The following is a 22,291-nucleotide window of genomic DNA, read 5'->3' as shown; positions in this document are numbered from 1 at the left end:
ACGCCAAGAGGACACCCCCAATGGCTGACTGGCCGCTGCCTCAGACCTATCGCTTCAACGGGCTCTCCGTTCGCTACGCCGTACGGGGTGACGGTCCGCCGCTGGTGTTCGTGCATGGCACGCCCTTCTCTTCTTACGTGTGGCACCGGATTGCGCCGCACTTCATCACCACCCATCGGGTGCATTACTTTGATCTGTTGGGTTATGGGCTATCGGAGAAAATCGAGGGCGATGTGTCACTGGGTGTGCAGAACGACCTGTTGGCTCACTTGCTGGATCACTGGGGTCTGGAGCGACCAGACCTCGTCGCTCACGACTTCGGCGGCGCCACCGCCCTGCGTGCTCACCTGCTGAACGGCAAGGACTACCGCAGCCTGACGCTGATTGATCCCGTGGCGCTGACACCCTGGGGTTCGCCGTTTGTGCAACATGTGCGTCAGCATGAGGCGGCATTCAGTGGCCTGCCCGATTACATTCAGCGGGCGATCGTGCCGACCTATATTCGCGGGGCGATCAAGCGCGAGATTCCTGATCATGAACTCGCGCCGTATGTGCAGCCGTGGCTCGGCGATCCGGGGCAAGCGGCGTTCTATCGGCAGATCGCGCAGATGGACGAGCGTTATACCCGTGAGGCCGAAGGGCTGTACCCGACGATTCGTTGTCCGGTGCAGATTCTGTGGGGGGAAGACGATCAGTGGATTCCCATTGAGCGCGGGCGGGCGTTGCATCAGATGATTCCGGGGTCGCGGTTTCAGGCGATTCCGAATGCCGGGCATCTGGTTCAGGAAGATGCGCCGGAAGCGATTGTCGCGGCGCTCCTGCGGTTTTTGCCTTCGGCTTGATGATGATCGTTCCCACGCTCTGCGTGGGAATGCCTCAATGGACGCTCCGCGTCCGCTTCGGCAGGGACGCGGAGCGTCCCGGGCTGCATTCCCACGCAGAGCATGGGAACGATCAACGGCAGTGTTCCAACTTGCATCACTGCCGCACCGCTATCGAGCCTTCCTCAAGCCAAATTCCCCCGCTCGGCTATAAATAACTACACCACCCCACGCTTGGCACGACCACTGCAACACGCCCCCGCGTCACTCATTCAGCAAGGAACGCCCCATGACGCAGAACGATCCCGGCAACGATTACCCCCTCAGCGAAGTCCCGATGCATGCCCGCAAAGGCCTGGCCTCCACGGCCATGGTGCTGCTGGGTTTCACCTTTTTTACCGCCACCATGTTTGCCGGCGGCAAGCTGGGTGTGGCGTTCAGCTTCGGCGAGATGATGGCGGTGATTATCGTCGGCAATCTGCTGCTGGGGATCTACGCCGCAGGCCTTGGCTATATCGCCTTCAAGAGCGGCCTGAATTCGGTGTTGATGGGGCGCTTTTGCTTCGGTGAAGTGGGCAGCAAACTCAGCGACCTGATCCTCGGTTTTACCCAGATCGGCTGGTACGCCTGGGGCACAGCCACTGCCGCCGTGGTGCTGGGAAAGTATTTCGAGTTGAGCGAGGGCGCCGTTCTCGGGCTGATGGTGCTGTTTGGCCTGGTGTTTTGCGCGACCGCGTATGTCGGTTATCGCGGCCTGGAGATTCTGTCGTACATCGCCGTACCGGCGATGATGTTGCTGTTGATGCTGTCGATGTGGGTGGCCACGGTGAAGGTCGGCGGACTCGACGGTTTGCTCGCGGTAGTCCCGACGGGAACACTGGACTGGTCGACCGCCATTACTTTGGTGTTCGGCACCTTTGTCAGCGGCGCAACCCAAGCGACCAACTGGACGCGTTTCTCCCGCTCAGCACGCGTCGCGGTGCTGGCGAGCCTGATCGGTTTCTTCATCGGCAACGGCCTGATGGTATTGATCGGTGCTTACGGTGCCATCGTCTACCAGCAACCGGACGTGGTCGAAGTGTTGCTGTTGCAAGGCTTCGCCATGGCGGCGATGGCGATGCTGCTGCTCAATATCTGGAGTACCCAGGACAACACCATCTACAACTTCGCCGTCGCCGGGTGCAATCTGCTGCGCACCGGCCGTCGCAAAACCGTGACCCTGGCTGGCGCGGCGATCGGCACGTTGCTGGCGCTGCTGGGCATGTACGACATGCTGGTGCCCTACCTGATTCTGCTGGGCACTGTGATTCCGCCGATTGGTGGCGTGATCATGGCGGACTTCTTCTACCGCTATCGTGGTCAATACCCACGTCTGGCCGATGCCCGATTGCCGGCGTTCAATTGGTCTGGCCTGGGTGCCTACGCGGTCGGCACCGTTGCTGCGTTCAGTTCACCGTGGGTCGCGCCGCTGGTAGGGATTGCCGCTGCCGCGCTAACGTATATGTTACTGACTGGCGTGCTGGGTGCCCGTACTGCCAACGCACCATTACAAGATCTATAAAAGGATTCGCCTGATGCACATCATCAACGCCCGCCTGCGCAACCAAGATGGCCTGCATGAGTTGCACCTGGAAAACGGCCTGATCAGCAACATCGCCCGACAGACCGAGGCCCCAACCCTGGGGCCCGATGATCTGGACGCCGGCGGCAACCTGGTGGTGCCACCCTTCGTCGAGCCACACATTCACCTCGACGCCACGCTCACCGCTGGCGAGCCGCGCTGGAACATGAGCGGCACGCTGTTCGAAGGCATCGAATGCTGGGGCGAGCGCAAGGTGACCATCACCGAGGAGGACACCAAAACCCGCGCCAAGAAAACCATCCAGACCCTAGCCGCCCACGGCATCCAGCACGTGCGCACCCACGTCGACGTCACCGACCCGCAGCTCACCGCGCTCAAGGCGATGCTCGAAGTGCGCGAAGAAAGCCGTCACCTGATTGATATGCAGATCGTTGCGTTCCCGCAGGAAGGCATCGAGTCGTACCGCAACGGTCGCGAGCTGATGGAAGAAGCGATCCGCATGGGGGCCGATGTGGTCGGCGGTATTCCGCATTTCGAGTACACCCGCGATCAAGGCGTGAGCTCAGTGAAATTCCTGATGGACCTGGCCGAGCGCACCGGTTGCCTGGTGGACGTGCATTGCGATGAAACCGACGACCCGCACTCACGCTTTCTAGAGGTGCTGGCCGAAGAAGCCCGCAGCCGCGACATGGGCTCGCGGGTGACCGCCAGCCACACCACGGCAATGGGCTCTTACGACAACGCTTACTGCGCCAAACTGTTCCGCCTGCTCGGGCATTCGGGGATTAGTTTTGTCTCCTGCCCCACCGAAAGCATTCACCTGCAAGGGCGCTTCGACAACTTCCCGAAACGCCGTGGCGTGACCCGAGTCAACGAGCTGCTCGAAGCGGGAATGAACGTGTGTTTCGGCCAGGATTCGATCGTCGACCCGTGGTATCCGCTGGGCAACGGCAATATCTTGCGGGTGCTCGAAGCCGGCCTGCACATCTGCCACATGCTCGGTTACCGCAACCTGCAAAGCGCGCTGGACCTGGTCACCGACAACAGCGCCAAGGCCATGAATTTGGAGGATCGTTACGGACTGGAACGCGGGCGGCCGGCGAATTTGCTGATTCTGTCGGCGGACAGCGATTACGAGGTGATCCGCAGCCAGGGCCTGCCGCTGTATTCGGTGCGCGATGGCAAGGTGTTGATGAAGCGGCAGATGCCGGTGGTTGAGTTCTTCGGCGATCTGGGCTGAACTTTGCGTTGATTGGGCTGACGCCTTCGCGAGCAGGCTCGCTCCCACAGGAAATTTGTAAGCGACACAGATCCAATGTGGGAGCGAGCCTGCTCGCGAAGGCAATCGAATGATCAACCCATTAACCGAGCCGTACCAAACAGACTGACCCGACTCAACTCCCCCGACTCTTCCTCCAGCAAAATCGGTGCAGTACCGCCGGGCATGACCACTTTTACCTCCCCGGCGCTCACCCAACCCACCCGCCATGCGGCGCAAGCCACCGCACTGGCGCTGGTGCCCGACGACGCCGTCGGCCCCTCTCCGCGCTCGAATACCCGCGCGACGACTCGCCCTTCTGACTCAAGCATCGCCCATTGCAGATTCACGCCAGCAGGACACGGCTCCCCTGCCCCGGTCGGCATGGCGTAAGCGATACGCGTCAACCCTTCGGACAATCCCGGCTCGCGCATCTGCTCATTGCCCGGCAATGCATCGGCGCTCTCTAAAAGCGTCACACAATGTGGATTGCCGATGCGCACGAACTGGCTTCGAGACCAGGCAGGATCAAGCGCCGACAACGGCGGCACATGGCTGACGTCGCGACCGTTCAACAGCCCGTCATCAACCCCTTTAGCCCCCACCGCGTCAGGCCCGAACGACGGTTTGCCCAAATCCAGCCAGAAGCCTTTCACACCCTCGATCTCGGCCGGCTTCACCGAAGTATCCACCGGTGAAACCGCATCAGCCTTGTCATGATGAACCCTGAGCAAACAAATCTCGGCCCCCGGCAGCAGCCCTTGCTCACTCAGGGCCTGAGAGAAAATCGTCAACCCGTTGCCACTGCGCTCTGCGAGCGTGCCGTCGGTGTTGACGATCAGCAGGTCAAACGGTGGCGAGGTTTGAAACGGACCGACCAGCAAACCGTCGCAACGATGATCCTTGCTGCCTGGCGGTTGTGTGCCGGGTGCCCAGCCACAGTAGGCCTCAATAGCCGAAACAGTCCATGCCTCACGGGTTTGCGCAGCGAGACTGGCCTGCTCGGGTAGATCGATACCTCCCCGGCGCACGGCGTCAGGCGCCACAACCGCATAGATATTGCCTCGAGCATCGTAGAACGGCGTCATGGATCGGTCCTGAAGTCAGCCAGAAAGTGCCTGTACTTTAGGCGTCAATGTCCGGCGATGAAATACCGCCCGGGCGTAAACGCGCAAGGCGTTCCGCAAGCATTTCCGTTATAGACCGATCATCTCTTATTGCGAACAAATCTGCTTAACCTGTCACTTATGCCAGCAGACAATCTTTCGGACCGGGCCCAGAGTGAAACTCTCTATTCATGCTCGGAACACCCCCATGAACAGCAAACACCCAAACTCACCCATGCCCACGCTGTACCGCGAGGGCCGGAAAACCTTTATTGACCTGGTGCCAGACGGAGGCGCCCGTCTGGACGCACTATTTCGATCGGCTCCGTCCCTGGGTGAGCTGGCGGTCGGCGTAGTTTACGGTTACTTGCATGGCCGTCCTGACTTGGACCCACGTCTGCGCGAAGCGGTATCGTTCGCCGCAATTGTCGCGGCCGGCATGGTGGGGCCACCCTTGAGTGTGCATTTCAAGACGGGGTTGGCTTCGGGACTCGCACCCGGAGAGATGACGGGGATACTGCTGCAAGCTTCAGCATTCGCCGGTTTCCCGAGGGCCGTGTCTGCGGCCGACCAGCTCAATCGGCTGTTTGATGAAGCAGGAATGGTTTCGCCGCCCCCGCCTGCACCGCGCGAGGTAGCGCTGGCGTTTTGCGAGCAAGTTCGCAAGGGCCATTCGCCCGTTCCCCTGAGTGCCGCGATCAAACGCCTGTTGCGCCAATCACACCCTTTCGGTTCAGACGACAGCGGCCAAAACCGTGATTGTTGAATGTTTCGACGGTGAGCATTCCCTTCCAGCGGCGCTTTTACATATTCAGGTGGAAGGGACTCAGGTCGTCGAGGTGACGCGTTTTGTTGCCCGTTGACCGACGACGTCTCGTTACCACAGGAAAAATGCATCGACGCTATCTTCAACCGTCAACCTTTCCCTTCATCGATCGCTGCCCGGATCACACGATGGAAATGTTGTAGTGCCGGCTCATTTCTGCCGAATGTCAGGTATTGCTGAGCGTGGGATGCGTAGCCTTTTTGTAAATATTTTGCCAATTGAAAGTCTTCGCCATCGACTGTTTCCATCAGAAGGGTCATGTTTTTATCCCAATGGTTTTTCTCTTTTGCCGACGTTGCTGCCGTAGGAGCGTGCAACGACACTTCGATCAAGCATTGATCGACACAGTCTGGACCTGCAGCAAACACCCGCCACACTTCCAGATGATCGCCCTGCCAGACCAGAAGTGTGTTGGGGAACAGCACGTAGATAATTGCCGAATGCCGGAGCAAGTCCCATTGCTCTTCGGGTTGATCGAACAGTTCGACGATAGAGCGACGTGGCATGATCAGCCGCAGATTCGGCCCACAGCCTTCGAAATGGCTGATGCCTGGTATAAAGATCGGCAGCACCGTTTGCCGATGCAGGGTTGAAAAATGCCAATTCTCCAGAAACGTATCGACAACGACCTTCCAATTAAAGCGCCTGCGTAAACGCCTCGTTTGGTAGTGCGAGTAATGCTGAAAACCAAAACACTGGACCTCATGGGTCAACAGGCCAAGTGTTTGTGCTTCATCGATCTGCCCTCCCGGCGTCGGGTGCACCCAGATCAGCCCATGCTGCTCCAGAACACTCAGTTGCGTCAGATTGCGCTCGGTGCAACTCAATCCCTCAAAGCTGTCAGGCGGATTCAGTCGCTGCAACTGCCCATCCAGACCATAGGCCCAGCCGTGATAGGGACAGGTCATCGCACCCGCGATGTTTCCCGATCCGTCCAACAGCCTCGCCCCGCGATGTCGGCAAACATTGATAAAAGCATTCAATGATCCCTTGTTGTCGCGCACAACCAGAACAGGCACACCGCTTAAATCGTCTGTCAGAAAGTCACCGGGGTAAGCCAGTTGCCCACCAAGACCGATCATCAATGGTCGCGAGCCGAACACGTGTTGTTGTTCCCGTTGCTGTTGATCAAGGCTGGTATAGGACTCGACGGGGTTCAAAAAAATGTCATTGGCCATGCTGGTCTGGTGCTGCTCAATCATCGCCAGCAACGTCCTTGATAGTGAAACCTGAGTGGGATGGTCCATATCGCCTCCAATCTGTCCTGGCATCAAAGTCGTCGATGCCTCGAACGCCAGCCTTCGTTTTATTCGCAAAAAAACGCGCCGTAAACTGTCAGAAGTATCAGGTAACTCGCGTAGACCACCCGGACAATGGCGGTACTTGCGCTCGCGGCAGAGGGTCACGCTGTGCAACGATGGCGCCCTGCCTGACTGCGAATCCCGCGGACTGGATATCGAACCCTCGCAGGTCGATCACGGTCCCTTGGATACGCGACGTTTTTTGCCAAGGATTGATATGACCAACCTCAACACTCAAACCGCATTTGTTCCCGGACGCCTGGAACAGATGTCCACGCGCATCGCCTTTTTCATAGCCGGTTTCGGCATCGCTGCGTGGGCGCCGCTGGTGCCCTACGCCAAGGCTCGGGCCGGGCTGGATGAAGGGACGCTCGGTTTGCTGCTGTTGTGCCTGGGGGTGGGCTCGATTCTGGCGATGCCGATGGCGGGGCTTCTGGCCACGCGTTTCGGCTGTCGCCGGGTGGTGAGCGCCGGGGTGTTGCTGATCTGTGCAGCCCTGCCGCTGTTGGCGACGGTGACGTCGATTCCGGCGTTGATTGCTGCGTTGTTCATGTTCGGCGCGGGCCTTGGCACGGTGGATTCGACGGTGAACCTGCAAGCGGTGATCGTCGAACGGGCCAGCGGCAAGACCATGATGTCGGGCTTCCATGGGTTGTTCAGCCTCGGCGGGATTGTCGGTGCGGCGGGTGTCAGCGCCCTGCTCGGCTTCGGGGTTTCACCACTGGGGGCGACGCTGGTGGTGATCGTGATGCTGCTGATCGCCCTGGCCAAGGCCGCGCCGCACCTCTTGCCTTACGGCAGCGAAAGTTCGGGGCCCGCGTTTGCCGTTCCCCATGGCATCGTGCTGTTCATCGGCGGGATGTGTTTCATCGTGTTCCTCGCCGAAGGCGCGGCGCTCGACTGGAGTGCGGTGTTCCTGGCGCAGGAACGCGGGATCGACACCGCTTATGCGGGGCTGGGTTACGCGGCGTTTGCACTGACCATGACCGTCGGACGTTTGACCGGTGATTCAATCGTGCGTCGTCTCGGCGCTACCCGGGTGATTGTATTCGGCGGGTTGACGGCCGCAGCGGGCCTGTTTGTGGCGACCTTCGCGCCGAGTTGGGAAGCGGCGCTGGTGGGTTATGCAATGTTGGGGGCGGGTTGTTCGAACATTGTGCCGGTGCTGTACACCGCAGTGGGCAAACAGACGGTGATGCCCGAAAGCGTCGCCGTGCCGGCCATTACCACGCTCGGTTATGCCGGCATTCTTGCGGGGCCAGCGTTGATCGGGTTTATCGCCCATGGCAGCAGTTTGAGTTTTGCCTTCGGGTTGATGGCGGTGTTGCTGGTGGCGGTGGCCATTGGCGGGAAGGTGTTGAAAGTCTGAAAAGCATCGCGGGCAAGCCTTGCTCCTACAGGGATCTTCAGAGCACACAATATTTGCGTGCGACACCGATCAATTGTAGGAGCAAGGCTTGCCCGCGATGAATCCACCTCGGTCTATCAGAACCCGACGCTAGCCTGCACAAAGAACGTGCGCGGTGCGCCGACGTACATCCCCGAGTTGTTGTCGCTGGAGCGGGTGAAGTACTGCTTGTCGAAAATGTTCTTCACCCCGGCGCCGACTTTCAGGTTCGACAGTTGTGCGCCGAAGTCATAACCGCCGCGCACGTTCCAGGTGACGTAACCCGGGATGTCGCCGTACTGGCCGTCGGCGGTGCCTTCGGTGATGTAGTTGTTGGTGAAGCTGCCGTCGGCGTTCACGGCAACGCCCGGCGAGCGCTGTTTTGACTGGGCAAACGCATCGAGGTTGTAGGTCCAGCGGTTGATGTCGTAACGCAAACCGGCAGTCGCCACCTGACGCGAATAGAACGGCAGGTCACGGCCCTTGAAGCCCGGGATCTCGCCTTCATAAACGGCGCGCGTGTAGGTGAAGCCGGCATTGGCGGTCAGGCCGTCGAGCCGTGGGTCCAGCGCCGCCATGTCGTAGTGCACCGAGGCCTCGATGCCCTGGTGCGTGGTCGCGCCGAGGTTGGTCCAGCCCGCATCGTTGCTGATGTATTGCAGTTCTTTATCGAAGTCGATGTAGAACAGCGTCACTTCCCCGCCCCACACATCATTGTTGTAGCGCGTGCCGACCTCGTAGGTCTTGGCCTTTTCCGGTTCCAGGCCATTGGCGGGCTCGTCACCCGCGCCACCCTGGCCGAGCTGGAAATACTGCAGGCTGCCGAACGAAGTTTCGTAGTTGGCGAACAGCTTCCACTCTTCCGACACGTGATACATCACGCTCAGGGCCGGCAGCGGCTCGTTGCTTTCGATGCTGCGGTTCTTTTCCAGCACCGGTTTGCCGGCGGTGTCGAGCACCGGGCGGTCGTGCCAGTCGGTGCTGATATGTTCAAAGCGGATGCCGGGGGTGATGGTCCAGTTGCCGACGTCGATTTTGTTATCGACGTACACCGAGTTGGCTTCAGTGCCACCGGTGCGGTCCTGATAGACATGGCCGTCCGAGCTCTTGGTCACGACCGGCTCGTTGTTGACCAGCGCCAGGCGGCTCGCCTCTTCGTGCATGCCTTCCTTGAGGTAGCGATAACCGACACTGACTTCCTGGGTGGTCGGGCCGACGTCGAACACGCGGGAGACCCGCGGTTCAATCCCGAAGGTGTAGTAAGTACGCGGGAACGAGCCGAGGGTTTTCTGATCGCGAGCGGCGATGTTGCTGCCACGGAAGCTGTCGGAATAGTAGGTCAGCACTTCGGCCTGGGTGCGGTCGTCGATCTGCCGTGCCCACTTGAAGGAGACGTCCTTGCGGCGGCCGCTGAAGTTGTCGTTGTTGCGGTCGGACTGGAACGGATCGGCGTCGTACTGCGCCTGGGTCAGGCCGCCGGGCATGTCGGCGCTGGCGTCGTAGTAGTGAAAGTTGAGGCTGAAATCGTCCACATCGGTGGGTGCCCAGTGGGTCTTGAGGATCACGTCGTCGATGTCGTTGCCGTTGTTGCGTTCACGGTAACCGTTGCCGTTCACGCCCGAGTACAGCAGCGCCATGCCGATGCCGTTGTCCGCGGTGCCGCCGAGAAACGCCGTGTCGATGTGTTTCCAGCCACCGTGCTGGGAGGTTTCCAGAGTCGAGCCGACTTCACCCGTGGCTTTCTCCGGAATCGCGCGAGTGACGAAGTTGATCACGCCGCCGACGTTCTGCGGCCCGTAACGCACGGAGCCGGCGCCGCGAACCACGTCGATGCTGTCGAGATTGCCGGAGGAAATCGGTGCCATGGACAATTGCGGCTGGCCGTACGGGGCGAACGCTGCCGGCACGCCGTCAATCAGCACGGTGGAGCGTGGCGACAGGCGTGAAGTCAGGCCGCGCACGCCGACGTTCAAGGAAATGTCGCTGCCGCCGGTGCCGTTGGCGTCCTGCACTTGCACACCGGGCACGCGCTTCAGCACGTCGCCGACGTTCATTGCGCCCTGCTCGACCATTGCCTCGCGGCGAATCACCGTACGCGCGCCGGGGTGGTTCTGCACCACGGCGGCATCGGCGTCACCGAGCCAGTCGCCGACTACCTTGATGTCGGTCACGCCCAGTTCCAAAGGGCCGTTTGCAGCCGAAGTCGGAGCCGGCATCAACGTGACCGAACCTTCGTCGATCTGGTATTGCAGACCGCTGCCTTGCAGCAACTGGCGCAGCGCGTCTTCTGGCGAAAGGTTACCGTCCACCGCCGGGGACTGTTTGCCGGCGACCAGCTCAGGGCTGAAGAACACCTGCAGCGAGGTTTGCTGACCCAGTTCACTCAAGGCCTGACCCAGGGGTTGCGCCGGGATGTGAATCGCGTCGGCGGCAAAAACCTGGGGCAGCGCCGCGGTGACAGCCAGGGCGAGAGCGAGGCGCAACCAAGGTGATTTGTTGTTTTTAGCGGTGGATTTTTTCACGTCGAACGTAGTCCTGTGGATCGCAAGAGTGTGCGCTTGTTAATGCAAACCAGTTGCAGTTGGACAGGAAGACGATCAACTCGAAAAAAACCTGAATTTATTTTGAAATTATTTCCTGACTGCCGTCATCGAGGGTGCGCACGGCCACCGGCAGAATGCTCGGCAAGGCCTTGAGCAGTGCGTCGGTGTTGTCGGATTTGAACACGCTGGTCAGGCGCAGATTGCCCACTTTGTCGTTGCCGACGGTGAGCGGTTTCGCCCGATAGCGCGAGACTTCCTCGGCGACGTCGCTGAGTCTGGCGTTGGTGAACACCAGTTTGCCGCTGCGCCAGGCGGTCAGCTCGGCAGGGTTGACCGCGTAGGCAGCGGCCACTTTGCCCTGGGCATCGATGTGCGTACCGAGGCCGGCCGTGAGGCTGATGAAATCGCTGTCCGCCGCTGCGTGCCCCTGAACCTTGACGGTGCCCTGCTCCACCACAACCCGGGTTTGGGCGGTGTCGCGGCGTACATCAAAACGGGTGCCGGTGACCGTGACCTTGCCGCTGCCCGCCTCGACCACGAAGGGCCGACGGGTGTCGTGCTCGACGCTGAACATCGCTTCGCCCTGGGTCAGCTCGATGCTACGGCGGTCGTTTTCATAGCGCACCTGAACGCGGCTGCGGCTGTTCAGGTCGATCACCGAACCGTCCGGCAACGCCACATGACGTCGCTCGCCCAGGGCCGTGGAAAATTCGGCGGTGTAGATCGCCGGGTGATTCAAACCGCTGAACAACCCCAACCCGAGCGCGACGGCCAACACACTGGCGGCCACCGCATAACGCACCAGCGGACGGCGCTTGCTGCGCGCAGGCGGCGTTTCACACAAGGCTTGCAGACGCGCCGCCGGCAGCAAATCCGCCGCCGACCACAAGCCCTGGAGCAACTGGAATTCGTCGCGATGCTGAGGGTGTTCGTCCAGCCAGGCTTCGAAATGCCGATACTCTTCGACATTCACCGCAGGTTCCTGCAAACGCACAAACCAGCGCGCCGCCTCGTCGCGAACCGTTGTTTGCCCGCACGCACAATCACGAGTATCCATCATGGAAGTTCCTGTTTGGCTGGGGATGAGAAGGCACCGCCGATCATGGCTGCAATCCGTCAAGGCGGTCGCGCAGATGCCGCAGCGTGCGGATCATATACTTTTCCACCATGTTCTTGGACAGTCCCAGGCGTTCGGCGATTTCGGCCTGGGTCAGGCCTTCGATCTTCTGCCAGACAAACACCTTGCGGCAGTTGACCGGCAGCTCGGTGAGCGCCCGTTCGATGGAGTCAGCCAACTGGACCGCATGCATGAAATGCTCCGGGTCGCCGGACGACGACACACTGTGATCAACCGCCTCCGACTCCATGGCGCCCCGCCGATCCTCCCGCCGATAACCATCCACCGCGATGTTGCGCGCGGTCTGGTGCAAATACGCCCGAGGTTGTGCAACCGTCGCCGAATCGGACTCAAGCACCCTCACGAAGGTGTCGTGGGCCAGGTCCTCGGCCTGCTGACGATTTCTCAGGCGACGGGTCCAGGTCCCGACCAACTCTTCGTAATGCTCGAAAAAGCCGTGTCTGCGGGGCAGCTTGGGGATCATTGCGGTGTGCTGTGAAGACGGGCGTGAATAGTAATGCTTCCTATTAACCGGAAGCAACGGATTCCAGACCGGCGCTACACAGGTTTTTGCGCCCCTGCCTATCCGCTGATGACCTTGTGCGTGGTTGGCTGGCCAATGACCAGCCAACCTGTTTGTAAAGGGGCGCCGAAAGACGTAACGCCGATCAGTTAAGCCATTTCAGCCGCAACGAAAACTTTGTAGCAGCTGGCGAAGCCTGCGTTCGGCTGCGAAGCAGTCGTGAATCCGGCTAACGCGGTCCGCCTGACGCACCGCAGTTGCTGATTTTACGACTGCTACGCAGCCGAACGCAGGCTTCGCCAGCTGCTACAAGAAATGCGGCGCAGCTGAAATTGCTTAACTGACTGGCATTACGCCCAAAGGCAACCTTTTTCCTACGCTGAAACCTGCCCCTGCAATCGTCGTCCAACCGCATCCATCAAATCACAGCCATCGCGCAGTGAAGTCACCAACACCCGCGCCAGCTCACTGTGGACACCCTCGCCAAACGCAATGCTCTCCAGCAGCTGCGTTGCGGTACGAATGCGATAGGCCGCGGTTTCATGCAACACGTCCAGTGGTGCTTCAGTGTCGATCAGCAATGATGGGATGTTGCAGTCGATGCCAGTGATAGGCATGTATCGATCCATGATGAAAAACCTCCATTGGGTAAAGGCACACGATTATTCAGCGTTGGCAGTTAGACGGCACGTCAAACGATCCCCGGGGCGGTTCCAGGTTGTCCAGCGCTCGATTGACCAGCAATTCGCCCAGCGCGGACAGTTGCTGAATACCCACAATGACATGGCGACGAGGGCCTTCCAGTTCACGGGCGAGATCGGTGGCCATGGCACTGAGGGAGGCCAGGGTTTCAGAGGCATGACAGAGCAGGGATTCCGTGTCGACATCCGGAACGACGGCGAAGAAATAGCTGGCAGATGCGGGACGTGTGTGAGTGAGCAGGGGCACGCTGACGAGTTGTTCGGTGACTTTGGCGGGACTGGATGAATCGACGGTGTCGTCGGCCGGAAGGCCTGACGGTTCGATTGCGTTTGAGGTGATCTTTTTCATGCCTGAGCTCCTTGCAAGGGTAAGAAAGCGCCCGTCTCTTGCCCTCAACCAGGATTGGGTGACGGCTATACAGGGCGACCGGTAGATTTATTACCAGAAAATTCCATTTAATTAATCAAATAAATGAACATCTGTGTAATTAAATGATTCTTACCTAATTAATATTTTCTGGCTCTTCCTTGTTACTGTAAGAAACATCTATAGATAGAGTAGGCAACGTCTTACATACAATGTCCGAGCCCAATCGTGGCAATAGAAAATATTTCACAGTTGTTTAACCCGCGTGAAAAATTATCTTTTTTGCCCAAGGGCTAGGCGTGTAGGATGCTGCACTCAAAGCGAATCACCTCCCTTCGTGCGATCTATTGCAACGACAAGCAAATGGTAAATATTTAATGCACAAGAAAGACAGAACGGAAAAATTAAAAAACAACATCAAGTACCTGATAAAGAGCCGTGGAGAGACTCGGCTTTCATTGTGCAATGCTAGCGGATTGACCAGAACGACCATCTATAACATTTTGGAAGGAAGGGTCGTCCATGTACAACAATCAACCATTCGAAAAATATCGGATTTTTTTGGCGTGTCTTATACGGAAATAGAGACGATTAATTTTGAAGAAAAAGAAACAATAGAGAGTAGCACCTCCCCACTTGGAAACATGAATCCGGCAGCGGTTCCGATTATTAGAGAGAGCTTGCTGATTCAGAGTCTGGACAAAAGGATTGGCGAGCTGGCCATCACGCATCCGTTGACGTATTACTTCGGTACGGCCTGCAATGTAATAGGCGTGCTTCTGGAGAATGAAATTATTGGAATGAATGAAAAAGGAGATCTCTTGATAGTGAGGAAGGGCTTATCGAGTGACAACGGAGAGAAGCTGGCGTACGAAAAATCAACAAAAAAACTTACTATAGTAAGCCATGACATCTGCAATGATTCTTTTTGTATTATTGGAGATGTGATCGAGGAGAGGTTTAATGGCAAACAACAATGAAGACGAAAACAGCAAATACAAATTATTGGGATTTGAAAAAAACAAAAACTTAGTCGTAATCATGATCATCTCCACAGGAAAAATTATAAAAATAAAGTTAGACGAGATATTGAGAAGCGAAATAATAGACAACCTAAGCAAGATGGAAATCAAGGACATATACCGGAAGTATTATTCTGGCGGCGCTGCATTGACCACCTACGAAATGAATGATCGTCATGAAAAATCGTGGATGACTTACGTTGCCCTTAACCTGCTTCTTTTCGCCCTTTACATCTTCACAAATGTTGCCGCGACGAAACTTGTGTACATAGAGTCATTCGATATCGTTGTTACCCCGGGTGTTTTTCTATACCCACTGACCTTTTTAGTAGTTGACATACTGAATGAATCTTACGGGCTCAGACTCGCGAGACGAGCTATATTGTTTGCTTTTGCAAGTAATGCATTCATTATCATTCTGCTGAGTGCCACCAGCTATCTTCCAAGCTTATCTGGCTGGAAACTCGACGAGCCCTACAGCGAGGTGATTGCACATGTATCATCGGTATTAGTAGCCTCCTGTATTTCTTTCCTTTTCTCTGAATACGTCAACTCTTATCTTCTATGTAGAATAAAAGAACTTACAAATTCCAGATTTCTATTCTTGCGAGTTTTTTTCAGCACTTTTTTCGCGGTAATAATAGACAGTTTCATTTTTTGCTTTATAGCATTTTATGGATCAATGCAAAACAGCGACATACTCAATATCGTGTATGTGCAGATAGCTATAAAGATGTGTTTTGCAGTTTTCAACATCCTACCTGCCTACGGAGCAAGATCGTTATTTAAAAGGTATATAGCGGCAGGTCAACCTGTATAAATCCTGAGGGAGTTGGCACTAATAGCCACCCCCCCAGCAGCAAATTGCTTTTATAGTTTTAGTTTGATTTTCAGGCTATTCAAAACCTTCGCTCTGCTTTCGAGAAACTCACTCAACCCTTTCGCACGAAGAACACATGCATCACAGTCACCACACCCACTTCCCATTATTCCGTTGTAGCAAGTCAATGTATGGTAACGAATCAAATCCAGCTGCTTATGATAATCAGCCAAAGCCCAAGTCTCTGCCTTATTCAGCCGCATAAGCGGCGTCTCGATTCGAATTTTATAGTCCATGCCCAAGTGAATGGCGCTGTTCAACACCTTAACAAACTCATCACCACAATCAGGATAACCAGAGCTCTCTGTTTCACACACACCTGTGATGACAGCTTCAGCGCCTACCTGATAGGCATAAATAGAAGCCAACGTTAAAAACAAAATGTTCCTGCCAGGTACGAACGTATCAGGCACGCCGTCCCCCGTACTCCTTGCAATTGGAATGTGGTCGCGCGTCAAACTGCTAATGGCCAGTTCGCTCAACAACGAAGCGTCTAATACTTTGTGCACCTTCACGCCAAGCTGTTTTGAAAGCTGTTGCGCCACTTCGATTTCCGCACGATGGCGCTGGCCATAATCAAATGTAATGCAGTGGATTTCATCGTACATTGGCAATGCATGGATCAAGCAGGTGGTTGAGTCTTGTCCGCCGCTGAAAACGATAACGGCCTTTCTGGTCATGGTTCGTTCTTCCTTGGGGTGTCTCGGCAGGGTGCCGGGGCCGTTGACCCTACCGGGATGCTCAAACTCTAGGTGTGGGAGGTTTCCGAAATGACCGTCTCCGGTTTCCGTTTGTGTCAGTTCTATGCGGATTCCCGAGCGTCAACAGTTGAGGAGAACGCGTGCGCTTGCTCGGTAAAGAGACTGCACACTGCGCCTCACAGGACTGCCCGACGCTGATGATTTCTCACATCAACTGGTCGCATTCCATCAGGCCCGCCCACCCCTTCAAGTCTAAACATACGAGCGAGCTTGCTCGCGATGAACGATTACACGGTGCCTCAGTGGTTACTTGGATCGTTCGACAATGGCGGTTTCACGCCTTTGGAAGATCCATTCTGTAACCCGCACCCGGCGCACCTTCATGCAACGCCGACTGAATGTTCGCATACAAGGCGTTCGCCTCGTGGGTAGTGATTGATCGCGAACAATCACGCAGTACAACGCGCAGAAGCACATTTTCCTGGCCCGGCAGCAGTCCGAGGCGTTCAATTGCCTGCACAGGTAAATCCGAGAATTCCCAACGTCCCTTGACCTGCATCTCCTCGATCCAGTCAGAGTTGTCGCCAGCAGCTTGTAACATCCTCTCGGTCAACACTTCCTCACTTAACCCTGGCGTTACCGCCAACGAAATATCACGAGCAATCGAAGGCAAACGTGATACAGCGCTCCAGGGATTCAAATCATGCATCTGCGCCTGTACTCGTACGTTCTGATCACGTAGCAAGCGAATATCCGGAATTCCCTTGCGCAACATGGTCAGTCGATCCAACCCCATCCCTAGCGCCAGCCCGCCATGACGCTGCGGATCAATCTTCAAGCGCTCTAACAAAGACGTAGCAATACGACCGCACTCCAGCACTTCGACCGGAGCGCCGTCATTCAACACATTCACTTCGATTCCGCCCTCCGTGTAGTGATGCGGACTATCGCTGTAGACCCAACGCTTGTCAGGAATGGCTGTTTTGAGGATATCGCTGACCAGACGCAACAAGTGGTCATGCGTCGACAGTTCCGGATCACCCAGCACCCAGATATCCATTTGATGTGGTTCTGCGCAATGCCAACGGTCCCGACTATCTCGACGAAAAGTGATACCTGGCGCGGCCAGCAATATCGTCTCTCCCGGTTGCCGCACATGAGCCGCACGCTGAAGTGCCGCCGGAATTTGACTGGTGGTTTGTGTACGCAAAAGGGAACATTCATCGACCCAACGGGTGTGTTCACTCCCAAGAGTGACTTCCGCTGGGTCATAACCCAGCAAACCGTAATTTTCTTCAGCGGACACAATTCGCGGTCCGGTCTGAAGTTGCGCTTGGGGCCAGCCTTTTTCAGCAAGCCCCTGAAGAACTTCATTTAACAATAGTCGGACGGCGTGATCGGGAGCGCTTGCCTCGGTAAGATCAACCAGTAGCAGGGCTTGATGGACAGACGTATCTGTCAGGTATTTCTTTGATGCATGCACTATATAGCCCTCTATTAACATTTGAACATTTGGCTTTAAAAAAACAAACCCCATAAACAAACCTAACTACATCAGGTCATCAGCCACAACCGAAAAAAGGGAAATATTAAATTTTCAGAGCAGGATTACAGATACGCCCTACACAAATAACCTATAGAGCTTTACGAGAGCTTCAACAGTCAAATTAATTCTAAAAACCTCCTAACAAATCATCTAACACATCAAAAAATCCTGTATTAATTAGTCCACTCCCAAACATTTCAGGGAGCACACACCAACAAAATGAAAAAGGAAGATCAGATGAAAAAGAAAATTATCATCAAAGAAAAACTCAACCGAATCACCTCTGGCCCAGATAATTTTGGTTGGGCACCTCTGGCGTGGGCTCACACTGGAGAGTAAATAATACCAATGAGCGACAAGAACTCTCTTGCCGCTCATTGGAAATGAAGAGGAGGATTTTATGCCAACATCAAAAATGATATCGACGCTCTTTGGCCAGGGGGAGTTATCAATAATTTCAGATTCAGAAGACTTCCTCAGAGAATGTGCGCGCCTAGGTTTCAATACGGCAAATATTTCTGAGATTGAGAAACTACCAAAAAATAGTATTATTTTTTCCTTTAGCAATGACGCTGCAAAATTGACGTTTGATATCGCAAAAAACACAAAAAATAAAAAAAGCGTTTTTTGCGCAACACAAGTGTTCGAGCCTTCCTTAGCTAGTGCACTCTACAGCCTGGAGCTCTTGCTGAGCAGCAATTTTGAACATGCCTTATGCACACAGCGATCTGTTTTGAACATGCTCAATTCAAATGAATCCTTTTTCCTGTCTGGTAATGACGCTGATGCGCGCGTCACTATCTTTCCTCACGCACAGCCATACGCACTACTTGCCGAAGACATAGAACACGACTTTGTTCAGTCCGTGGCAGAATTTTTTGAAGTTCATTATGCACATATGAACCCACAAGAATCTTGCCCGTTTTCTTTTAGCGGAACTTTGAAAATCGCAGGAATACTGACAGTACTGAGAAAACCTAACCCGACATTGCCAGAAGGATTGAAGATCTCATTAAAATGGCTGAGTGATCGCGTATCGGAAGAAGGGGCATTCTTATCAGTTGAAGACAACATCATCACCTCACTGAAAGTAAACAACGAGGAACATATAAAACTTCTGGACCTTGCGGCAGGTTCTCGCGGACTTAAGCTGACCGAGTTCGCTATCGGGGTAAACGAGGCTATCGCGCCAAGTATTGACTACAAAATCAACTCGCAGATGAATGAAGGTATCAGTGGGGTTCATTTAGCTATTGGTGATGGATCTTCCGGCTATCACATAGACTTCCTTAGCCCAGCCGTGAGCGTAAGCCCAATACGCTAGCAGTTCCATTGGTAACTACTTACTGATAGCACAGAGCAATCGAACCATGGTTGGTTAATACGCCTGTTCCACAGCACCTGTCGCAAAGACGCCTGCGACAGTTCCTACATCGATCCGCATCCCCCAGAAGGAGCTGTCGCAGGCTGCGATCTTTTGATGTCAGTGCTAGCGCAACCACTCGATAAACAGGGCAGACAACTCCGACTGTGAACCGACATTCAGCTTCAAATAGAGATTGGCGAAATGCTCATATGGCTGGCCGATGACGCCACGGAACCGTTGGGCGAATTTTCCAGCGTGAAACCGGCATGAGCTATCAGCAATGGCGGCTGATGCGCGCCATCGAACTGCTCGCGACCGGGCGGAACATAGGCTACAGCGCCTTCGACCTGGGGTTTGCCAGTGACAGTGCATTCATCGCCTTCTTCAAGGACATGACCGGCATCACCCCGGGCGCCTGGCTCAAATAAGCAACTGACCACCGGCAGCAAAAATTATTTGCCACTAAATATTACCTGCGTCATATTACACGCGTAATAAACACCCGTTTCCTACAGGTAAACTCCATGACCAGCATGCCCAGCCTTGAAACCGACCTTGCTGTCCCGGTGAGCACACCCAAGCCTCCCCTGCTCAAACGGTTGATCTTGCTCGCTGCGGCCATCGCTGCCCTGGTGTTCGCCGGTCTGTACGCAACTCACTGGTGGACCGCCGGCCGTTTCATCGAAGAAACCGACGACGCTTACATCGGCGGCGATGTGACGGTGATCGGGCCGAAGGTGGCGGGTTACATCGAAGAAGTGCTGGTGACCGACAACCAGAAGGTCAAGGCCGGTGACGTGCTGATTCGTCTCGACTCCCGCGATTACCGCGCCAATCTGGCCAAGGCCGAAGGTGCGGTGGCCGCCGAAGAAGCGCTGCTCGCCAACCTCGATGCCACCGAACAATTGCAACACGCGGTGATCGGCCAGGCCCGCGCCGGGATCGATGCTGCCGGAGCCGAAACCGCCCGTTCACGGGATGACGATGCTCGCTACAAAAAACTGGTCGGCAGCAATGCCGTCTCGGTGGAAAGCGCCCAACGCGCCAACGCCACCTTCAAGACCGCCCAAGCCCTCAGCGCCCGGGCCCAGGCTGAACTGCTGGCGGCGCAACGGCAGCTGAACGTGATCGAAACCCAGAAGCAGCAAGCCCGCGCCGCGCTGATGCAGGCCCGTGCCGAACGTGATCTGGCGCAATTGAACGTGGGTTACACCGAACTGAAAGCCCCGGTAGACGGTGTGATCGGCAATCGCCGGGCGCGGGTCGGCGCTTATGCCCAAGCCGGCTCGCAACTGCTGTCGGTGGTACCGGCCAGCGGGCTGTGGGTGGATGCCAATTTCAAGGAAGATCAGCTATCGCGAATGACACCGGGGCAACGGGTGGTCATTCATGCCGACGTGCTCTCGGGGCAGGAATTCCACGGTCATCTGGACAGCCTCGCGCCGGCCAGTGGTTCGCAGTTCAGCGTTCTGCCGCCGGAAAACGCCACCGGCAACTTCACCAAAATCGTTCAGCGAGTGCCGGTGCGCATCGTGCTTGATCCGGCCGATGGCGTGCTCGGCCATCTGCGTCCAGGCCTGTCGGTCACCGCTGAAGTGGACACTCGCAAGGAACCTGCAACCCCGGCCGTGGCCAGCACGCCATGAGCCGCGCCCTCGCCGCCCCCGCACAACCGTTCAATGCCGCCGACATGGCAACGGCGACCAAGGTTTTCGCCTTCGCCACCATGTGCATCGGCATGTTCATTGCGCTGCTGGACATCCAGATCGTCTCCGCTTCGCTGCGCGACATTGGCGGTGGGCTCTCGGCCGGCACCGACGAAACCGCGTGGGTGCAAACCAGTTACCTGATCGCCGAAATCATCGTGATTCCGCTGTCTGGCTGGCTGTCGCGAGTGTTCTCGACGCGTTGGCTGTTCTGCGCATCAGCAGTGGGTTTCACCTTGGCCAGCCTGCTCTGCGGCGCTGCCTGGAACATCCAGAGCATGATCGCTTTCCGCGCCCTGCAAGGGTTTCTCGGTGGTTCGATGATCCCGCTGGTGTTCACCACCGCGTTCTTTTTCTTCACCGGCAAACAACGGGTGATCGCGGCTGCAACCATTGGCGCGGTGGCCTCGTTGGCCCCGACCCTGGGGCCGGTCATCGGCGGCTGGATTACCGATGTTTCCTCGTGGCACTGGCTGTTCTACATCAACCTGGTGCCGGGGATCTTCGTCGCCGTGGCAGTGCCGATGCTGGTGAAAATCGACCACCCGGAACTGTCGCTGCTCAAAGGCGCCGACTATTTGAGCATGGTGTTCATGGCGCTGTTTCTCGGTTGCCTGGAATACACCCTCGAAGAAGGCCCGCGCTGGAACTGGTTCAGCGACAGCACGATTCTGACCACGGCATGGATCAGCGGCCTGGCCGGCCTGGCGTTCATCGGTAGAACCCTGCACGTCGCCAACCCCATCGTCGATTTGCGCGCCCTGAAAGACCGCAACTTTGCCCTTGGTTGTTTCTTTTCGTTCGTCACCGGGATCGGCCTGTTCGCCACCATTTACCTGACGCCGCTGTTTCTCGGCCGGGTGCGTGGCTATGGCGCGCTGGACATTGGTCTGGCGGTTTTCTCCACCGGGGTGTTCCAGATCATGGCGATTCCGCTGTACGCCTTTCTGGCCAACCGCATCGACCTGCGCTGGATCATGATGATCGGCCTTGGGTTGTTCGCGTTGTCGATGTGGGATTTCAGCCCGATCACCCATGACTGGGGGGCTAAAGAGTTGATGCTACCGCAAGCGCTGCGCGGGATTGCCCAGCAACTGGCGGTGCCGCCGGCGGTGACGTTGACCTTGGGTGGTCTGGCACCGGCGCGGCTCAAACATGCTTCGGGGTTATTCAACCTGATGCGAAACCTGGGTGGCGCCATCGGCATCGCCGCGTGCGCGACCATTCTGAATGACCGCACCAACCTGCACTTCACCCGGTTGGCGGAAAACCTCAACAGCACCAATGAAGCACTGAATCAGTGGCTCTCCCAGGTCGGCAGCAACTTCGCCGCACTCGGCCAAAGCGGTGACGCGGGCGTCACCGCCAGCCTGCATCAGCTCTGGCTGCTGACCTACCGCGAAGCGCAGACACAAACTTACGGCGATGCGTTCCTGATGATCATGGTCTGCTTCATCATCGCCACGGCGATGGTGCCCTTGATGCGCAAGGTGCAACCACCGGCCGCGCCGAGTGCGGATGCTCATTGAGCCCAGGTA

19 protein-coding genes and 1 pseudogene are annotated in these 22,291 nt (G+C 56.5%); 11 read left to right on the top strand and 9 right to left on the bottom strand.

Annotated features, from left to right (window positions below):
• Positions 1–20 precede the first annotated feature (20 nt).
• The 3 genes from ACMXYI_RS15930 to codA all read left to right on the top strand — a co-directional run bounded on the left by ACMXYI_RS15930 (position 21) and on the right by codA (position 3,643).
• Positions 21–842: an alpha/beta fold hydrolase gene (locus ACMXYI_RS15930; RefSeq protein WP_415768055.1), complete on the top strand. Its 822-nt coding sequence runs from the start codon at positions 21–23 to the stop codon at positions 840–842.
• 268 nt (positions 843–1,110) lie between these two features.
• The gene (gene codB, locus ACMXYI_RS15925) at positions 1,111–2,382 is read left to right on the top strand and encodes a cytosine permease (protein ID WP_415768054.1); all 1,272 of its coding nucleotides are present in this window, start codon (positions 1,111–1,113) and stop codon (positions 2,380–2,382) included.
• A gap of 13 nt (positions 2,383–2,395) precedes the next feature.
• The gene (gene codA / locus ACMXYI_RS15920) at positions 2,396–3,643 is read left to right on the top strand and encodes a cytosine deaminase (RefSeq protein ID WP_415768053.1); all 1,248 of its coding nucleotides are present in this window, start codon (positions 2,396–2,398) and stop codon (positions 3,641–3,643) included.
• 113 nt (positions 3,644–3,756) lie between these two features.
• Here the strand turns inward: codA and ACMXYI_RS15915 are convergent, their stop codons facing one another.
• Positions 3,757–4,749: a diaminopimelate epimerase gene (locus ACMXYI_RS15915; RefSeq protein WP_415768052.1), complete on the bottom strand. Its 993-nt coding sequence runs from the start codon at positions 4,747–4,749 to the stop codon at positions 3,757–3,759.
• Positions 4,750–4,975: 226 nt separating this feature from the next.
• Between ACMXYI_RS15915 and ACMXYI_RS15910 the strand changes: the two genes are divergently transcribed.
• Positions 4,976–5,533 (top strand): carboxymuconolactone decarboxylase family protein, encoded by a 558-nt coding sequence (locus ACMXYI_RS15910; protein WP_415768051.1) that lies wholly within the window; start codon positions 4,976–4,978, stop codon positions 5,531–5,533.
• Positions 5,534–5,682: 149 nt separating this feature from the next.
• On the opposite strand, the gene ACMXYI_RS15905 is transcribed toward ACMXYI_RS15910, so the two are convergent.
• Complete coding sequence (locus ACMXYI_RS15905) at positions 5,683–6,840, bottom strand: aromatic ring-hydroxylating oxygenase subunit alpha (protein WP_415768050.1); 1,158 nt, start codon at positions 6,838–6,840, stop codon at positions 5,683–5,685.
• A gap of 271 nt (positions 6,841–7,111) precedes the next feature.
• Here ACMXYI_RS15905 and ACMXYI_RS15900 point away from each other — a divergent pair, with 271 nt between their 5' ends.
• The gene (locus tag ACMXYI_RS15900; protein ID WP_415768048.1) at positions 7,112–8,263 is read left to right on the top strand and encodes an MFS transporter; all 1,152 of its coding nucleotides are present in this window, start codon (positions 7,112–7,114) and stop codon (positions 8,261–8,263) included.
• Between the two features lie 116 nt (positions 8,264–8,379).
• Here ACMXYI_RS15900 and ACMXYI_RS15895 read toward each other — a convergent pair whose 3' ends face one another.
• The 5 genes from ACMXYI_RS15895 to ACMXYI_RS15875 all read right to left on the bottom strand — a co-directional run bounded on the left by ACMXYI_RS15895 (position 8,380) and on the right by ACMXYI_RS15875 (position 13,514).
• Positions 8,380–10,803 (bottom strand): TonB-dependent siderophore receptor, encoded by a 2,424-nt coding sequence (locus ACMXYI_RS15895; protein ID WP_415768047.1) that lies wholly within the window; start codon positions 10,801–10,803, stop codon positions 8,380–8,382.
• A gap of 97 nt (positions 10,804–10,900) precedes the next feature.
• The gene (locus ACMXYI_RS15890) at positions 10,901–11,884 is read right to left on the bottom strand and encodes a FecR family protein (RefSeq protein WP_415768045.1); all 984 of its coding nucleotides are present in this window, start codon (positions 11,882–11,884) and stop codon (positions 10,901–10,903) included.
• 40 nt (positions 11,885–11,924) lie between these two features.
• Positions 11,925–12,425: a sigma-70 family RNA polymerase sigma factor gene (locus tag ACMXYI_RS15885; protein ID WP_415768044.1), complete on the bottom strand. Its 501-nt coding sequence runs from the start codon at positions 12,423–12,425 to the stop codon at positions 11,925–11,927.
• Between the two features lie 413 nt (positions 12,426–12,838).
• Positions 12,839–13,093 (bottom strand): hypothetical protein, encoded by a 255-nt coding sequence (locus ACMXYI_RS15880; protein WP_415768043.1) that lies wholly within the window; start codon positions 13,091–13,093, stop codon positions 12,839–12,841.
• Positions 13,094–13,130: 37 nt separating this feature from the next.
• Complete coding sequence (locus ACMXYI_RS15875) at positions 13,131–13,514, bottom strand: DUF6124 family protein (RefSeq protein ID WP_415768042.1); 384 nt, start codon at positions 13,512–13,514, stop codon at positions 13,131–13,133.
• 395 nt (positions 13,515–13,909) lie between these two features.
• Between ACMXYI_RS15875 and ACMXYI_RS15870 the strand changes: the two genes are divergently transcribed.
• Both ACMXYI_RS15870 and ACMXYI_RS15865 read left to right on the top strand, forming a co-directional pair.
• A complete protein-coding gene (locus ACMXYI_RS15870; RefSeq protein ID WP_415768041.1) occupies positions 13,910–14,512 on the top strand; it encodes a helix-turn-helix transcriptional regulator in 603 nt (200 codons plus the stop codon).
• Positions 14,496–15,374: a queuosine precursor transporter gene (locus tag ACMXYI_RS15865; RefSeq protein ID WP_415768040.1), complete on the top strand. Its 879-nt coding sequence runs from the start codon at positions 14,496–14,498 to the stop codon at positions 15,372–15,374. Before ACMXYI_RS15870 ends, ACMXYI_RS15865 begins: the two co-directional genes overlap by 17 nt.
• Positions 15,375–15,424: 50 nt before the next feature.
• Here the strand turns inward: ACMXYI_RS15865 and queC are convergent, their stop codons facing one another.
• Both queC and ACMXYI_RS15855 read right to left on the bottom strand, forming a co-directional pair.
• A complete protein-coding gene (gene queC, locus ACMXYI_RS15860; RefSeq protein ID WP_415768039.1) occupies positions 15,425–16,114 on the bottom strand; it encodes a 7-cyano-7-deazaguanine synthase QueC in 690 nt (229 codons plus the stop codon).
• A 355-nt stretch (positions 16,115–16,469) separates the two neighbouring features.
• On the bottom strand, positions 16,470–17,618 hold the full coding sequence (locus ACMXYI_RS15855) for a hypothetical protein (protein WP_415773904.1): 1,149 nt from the start codon (positions 17,616–17,618) through the stop codon (positions 16,470–16,472).
• A 463-nt stretch (positions 17,619–18,081) separates the two neighbouring features.
• Between ACMXYI_RS15855 and ACMXYI_RS15850 the strand changes: the two genes are divergently transcribed.
• The 4 genes and pseudogenes from ACMXYI_RS15850 (at position 18,082) to ACMXYI_RS15835 (ending at position 22,282) form a co-directional block, all read left to right on the top strand.
• Complete coding sequence (locus ACMXYI_RS15850; protein WP_415768038.1) at positions 18,082–19,005, top strand: hypothetical protein; 924 nt, start codon at positions 18,082–18,084, stop codon at positions 19,003–19,005.
• A gap of 275 nt (positions 19,006–19,280) precedes the next feature.
• A pseudogene (locus tag ACMXYI_RS15845) lies at positions 19,281–19,475 on the top strand (helix-turn-helix domain-containing protein); the annotation flags it as partial.
• A gap of 96 nt (positions 19,476–19,571) precedes the next feature.
• Positions 19,572–20,693, top strand: a complete 1,122-nt coding sequence (locus tag ACMXYI_RS15840; RefSeq protein ID WP_415768037.1) for an HlyD family secretion protein — start codon at positions 19,572–19,574, stop codon at positions 20,691–20,693.
• Positions 20,690–22,282: a DHA2 family efflux MFS transporter permease subunit gene (locus tag ACMXYI_RS15835; protein ID WP_415768036.1), complete on the top strand. Its 1,593-nt coding sequence runs from the start codon at positions 20,690–20,692 to the stop codon at positions 22,280–22,282. Before ACMXYI_RS15840 ends, ACMXYI_RS15835 begins: the two co-directional genes overlap by 4 nt.
• Positions 22,283–22,291: the final 9 nt, after the last annotated feature.

This window comes from Pseudomonas lyxosi, from assembly GCF_047758685.1.
Classification (GTDB): Bacteria; Pseudomonadota; Gammaproteobacteria; order Pseudomonadales; family Pseudomonadaceae; genus Aquipseudomonas; species Aquipseudomonas lyxosi.
Note: the sequence above shows the minus strand (reverse complement) of the source record. Positions and strands in the feature narration are given on the sequence as shown.

What these genes read in the sequence shown, in the direction of transcription:
- ACMXYI_RS15930 (WP_415768055.1), top strand. Translation starts at nt 21, where the DNA reads ATGGCTGACTGGCCGCTGCCTCAGACCTATCGCTTCAACGGGCTCTCC.
- codB (WP_415768054.1), top strand. Translation starts at nt 1,111, where the DNA reads ATGACGCAGAACGATCCCGGCAACGATTACCCCCTCAGCGAAGTCCCG.
- codA (WP_415768053.1), top strand. Translation starts at nt 2,396, where the DNA reads ATGCACATCATCAACGCCCGCCTGCGCAACCAAGATGGCCTGCATGAG.
- ACMXYI_RS15915 (WP_415768052.1), bottom strand. Translation starts at nt 4,749, where the DNA reads ATGACGCCGTTCTACGATGCTCGAGGCAATATCTATGCGGTTGTGGCG.
- ACMXYI_RS15910 (WP_415768051.1), top strand. Translation starts at nt 4,976, where the DNA reads ATGAACAGCAAACACCCAAACTCACCCATGCCCACGCTGTACCGCGAG.
- ACMXYI_RS15905 (WP_415768050.1), bottom strand. Translation starts at nt 6,840, where the DNA reads ATGGACCATCCCACTCAGGTTTCACTATCAAGGACGTTGCTGGCGATG.
- ACMXYI_RS15900 (WP_415768048.1), top strand. Translation starts at nt 7,112, where the DNA reads ATGACCAACCTCAACACTCAAACCGCATTTGTTCCCGGACGCCTGGAA.
- ACMXYI_RS15890 (WP_415768045.1), bottom strand. Translation starts at nt 11,884, where the DNA reads ATGATGGATACTCGTGATTGTGCGTGCGGGCAAACAACGGTTCGCGAC.
- ACMXYI_RS15885 (WP_415768044.1), bottom strand. Translation starts at nt 12,425, where the DNA reads ATGATCCCCAAGCTGCCCCGCAGACACGGCTTTTTCGAGCATTACGAA.
- ACMXYI_RS15880 (WP_415768043.1), bottom strand. Translation starts at nt 13,093, where the DNA reads ATGGATCGATACATGCCTATCACTGGCATCGACTGCAACATCCCATCA.
- ACMXYI_RS15875 (WP_415768042.1), bottom strand. Translation starts at nt 13,514, where the DNA reads ATGAAAAAGATCACCTCAAACGCAATCGAACCGTCAGGCCTTCCGGCC.
- ACMXYI_RS15870 (WP_415768041.1), top strand. Translation starts at nt 13,910, where the DNA reads ATGCACAAGAAAGACAGAACGGAAAAATTAAAAAACAACATCAAGTAC.
- ACMXYI_RS15865 (WP_415768040.1), top strand. Translation starts at nt 14,496, where the DNA reads ATGGCAAACAACAATGAAGACGAAAACAGCAAATACAAATTATTGGGA.
- queC (WP_415768039.1), bottom strand. Translation starts at nt 16,114, where the DNA reads ATGACCAGAAAGGCCGTTATCGTTTTCAGCGGCGGACAAGACTCAACC.
- ACMXYI_RS15850 (WP_415768038.1), top strand. Translation starts at nt 18,082, where the DNA reads ATGCCAACATCAAAAATGATATCGACGCTCTTTGGCCAGGGGGAGTTA.
- ACMXYI_RS15840 (WP_415768037.1), top strand. Translation starts at nt 19,572, where the DNA reads ATGACCAGCATGCCCAGCCTTGAAACCGACCTTGCTGTCCCGGTGAGC.
- ACMXYI_RS15835 (WP_415768036.1), top strand. Translation starts at nt 20,690, where the DNA reads ATGAGCCGCGCCCTCGCCGCCCCCGCACAACCGTTCAATGCCGCCGAC.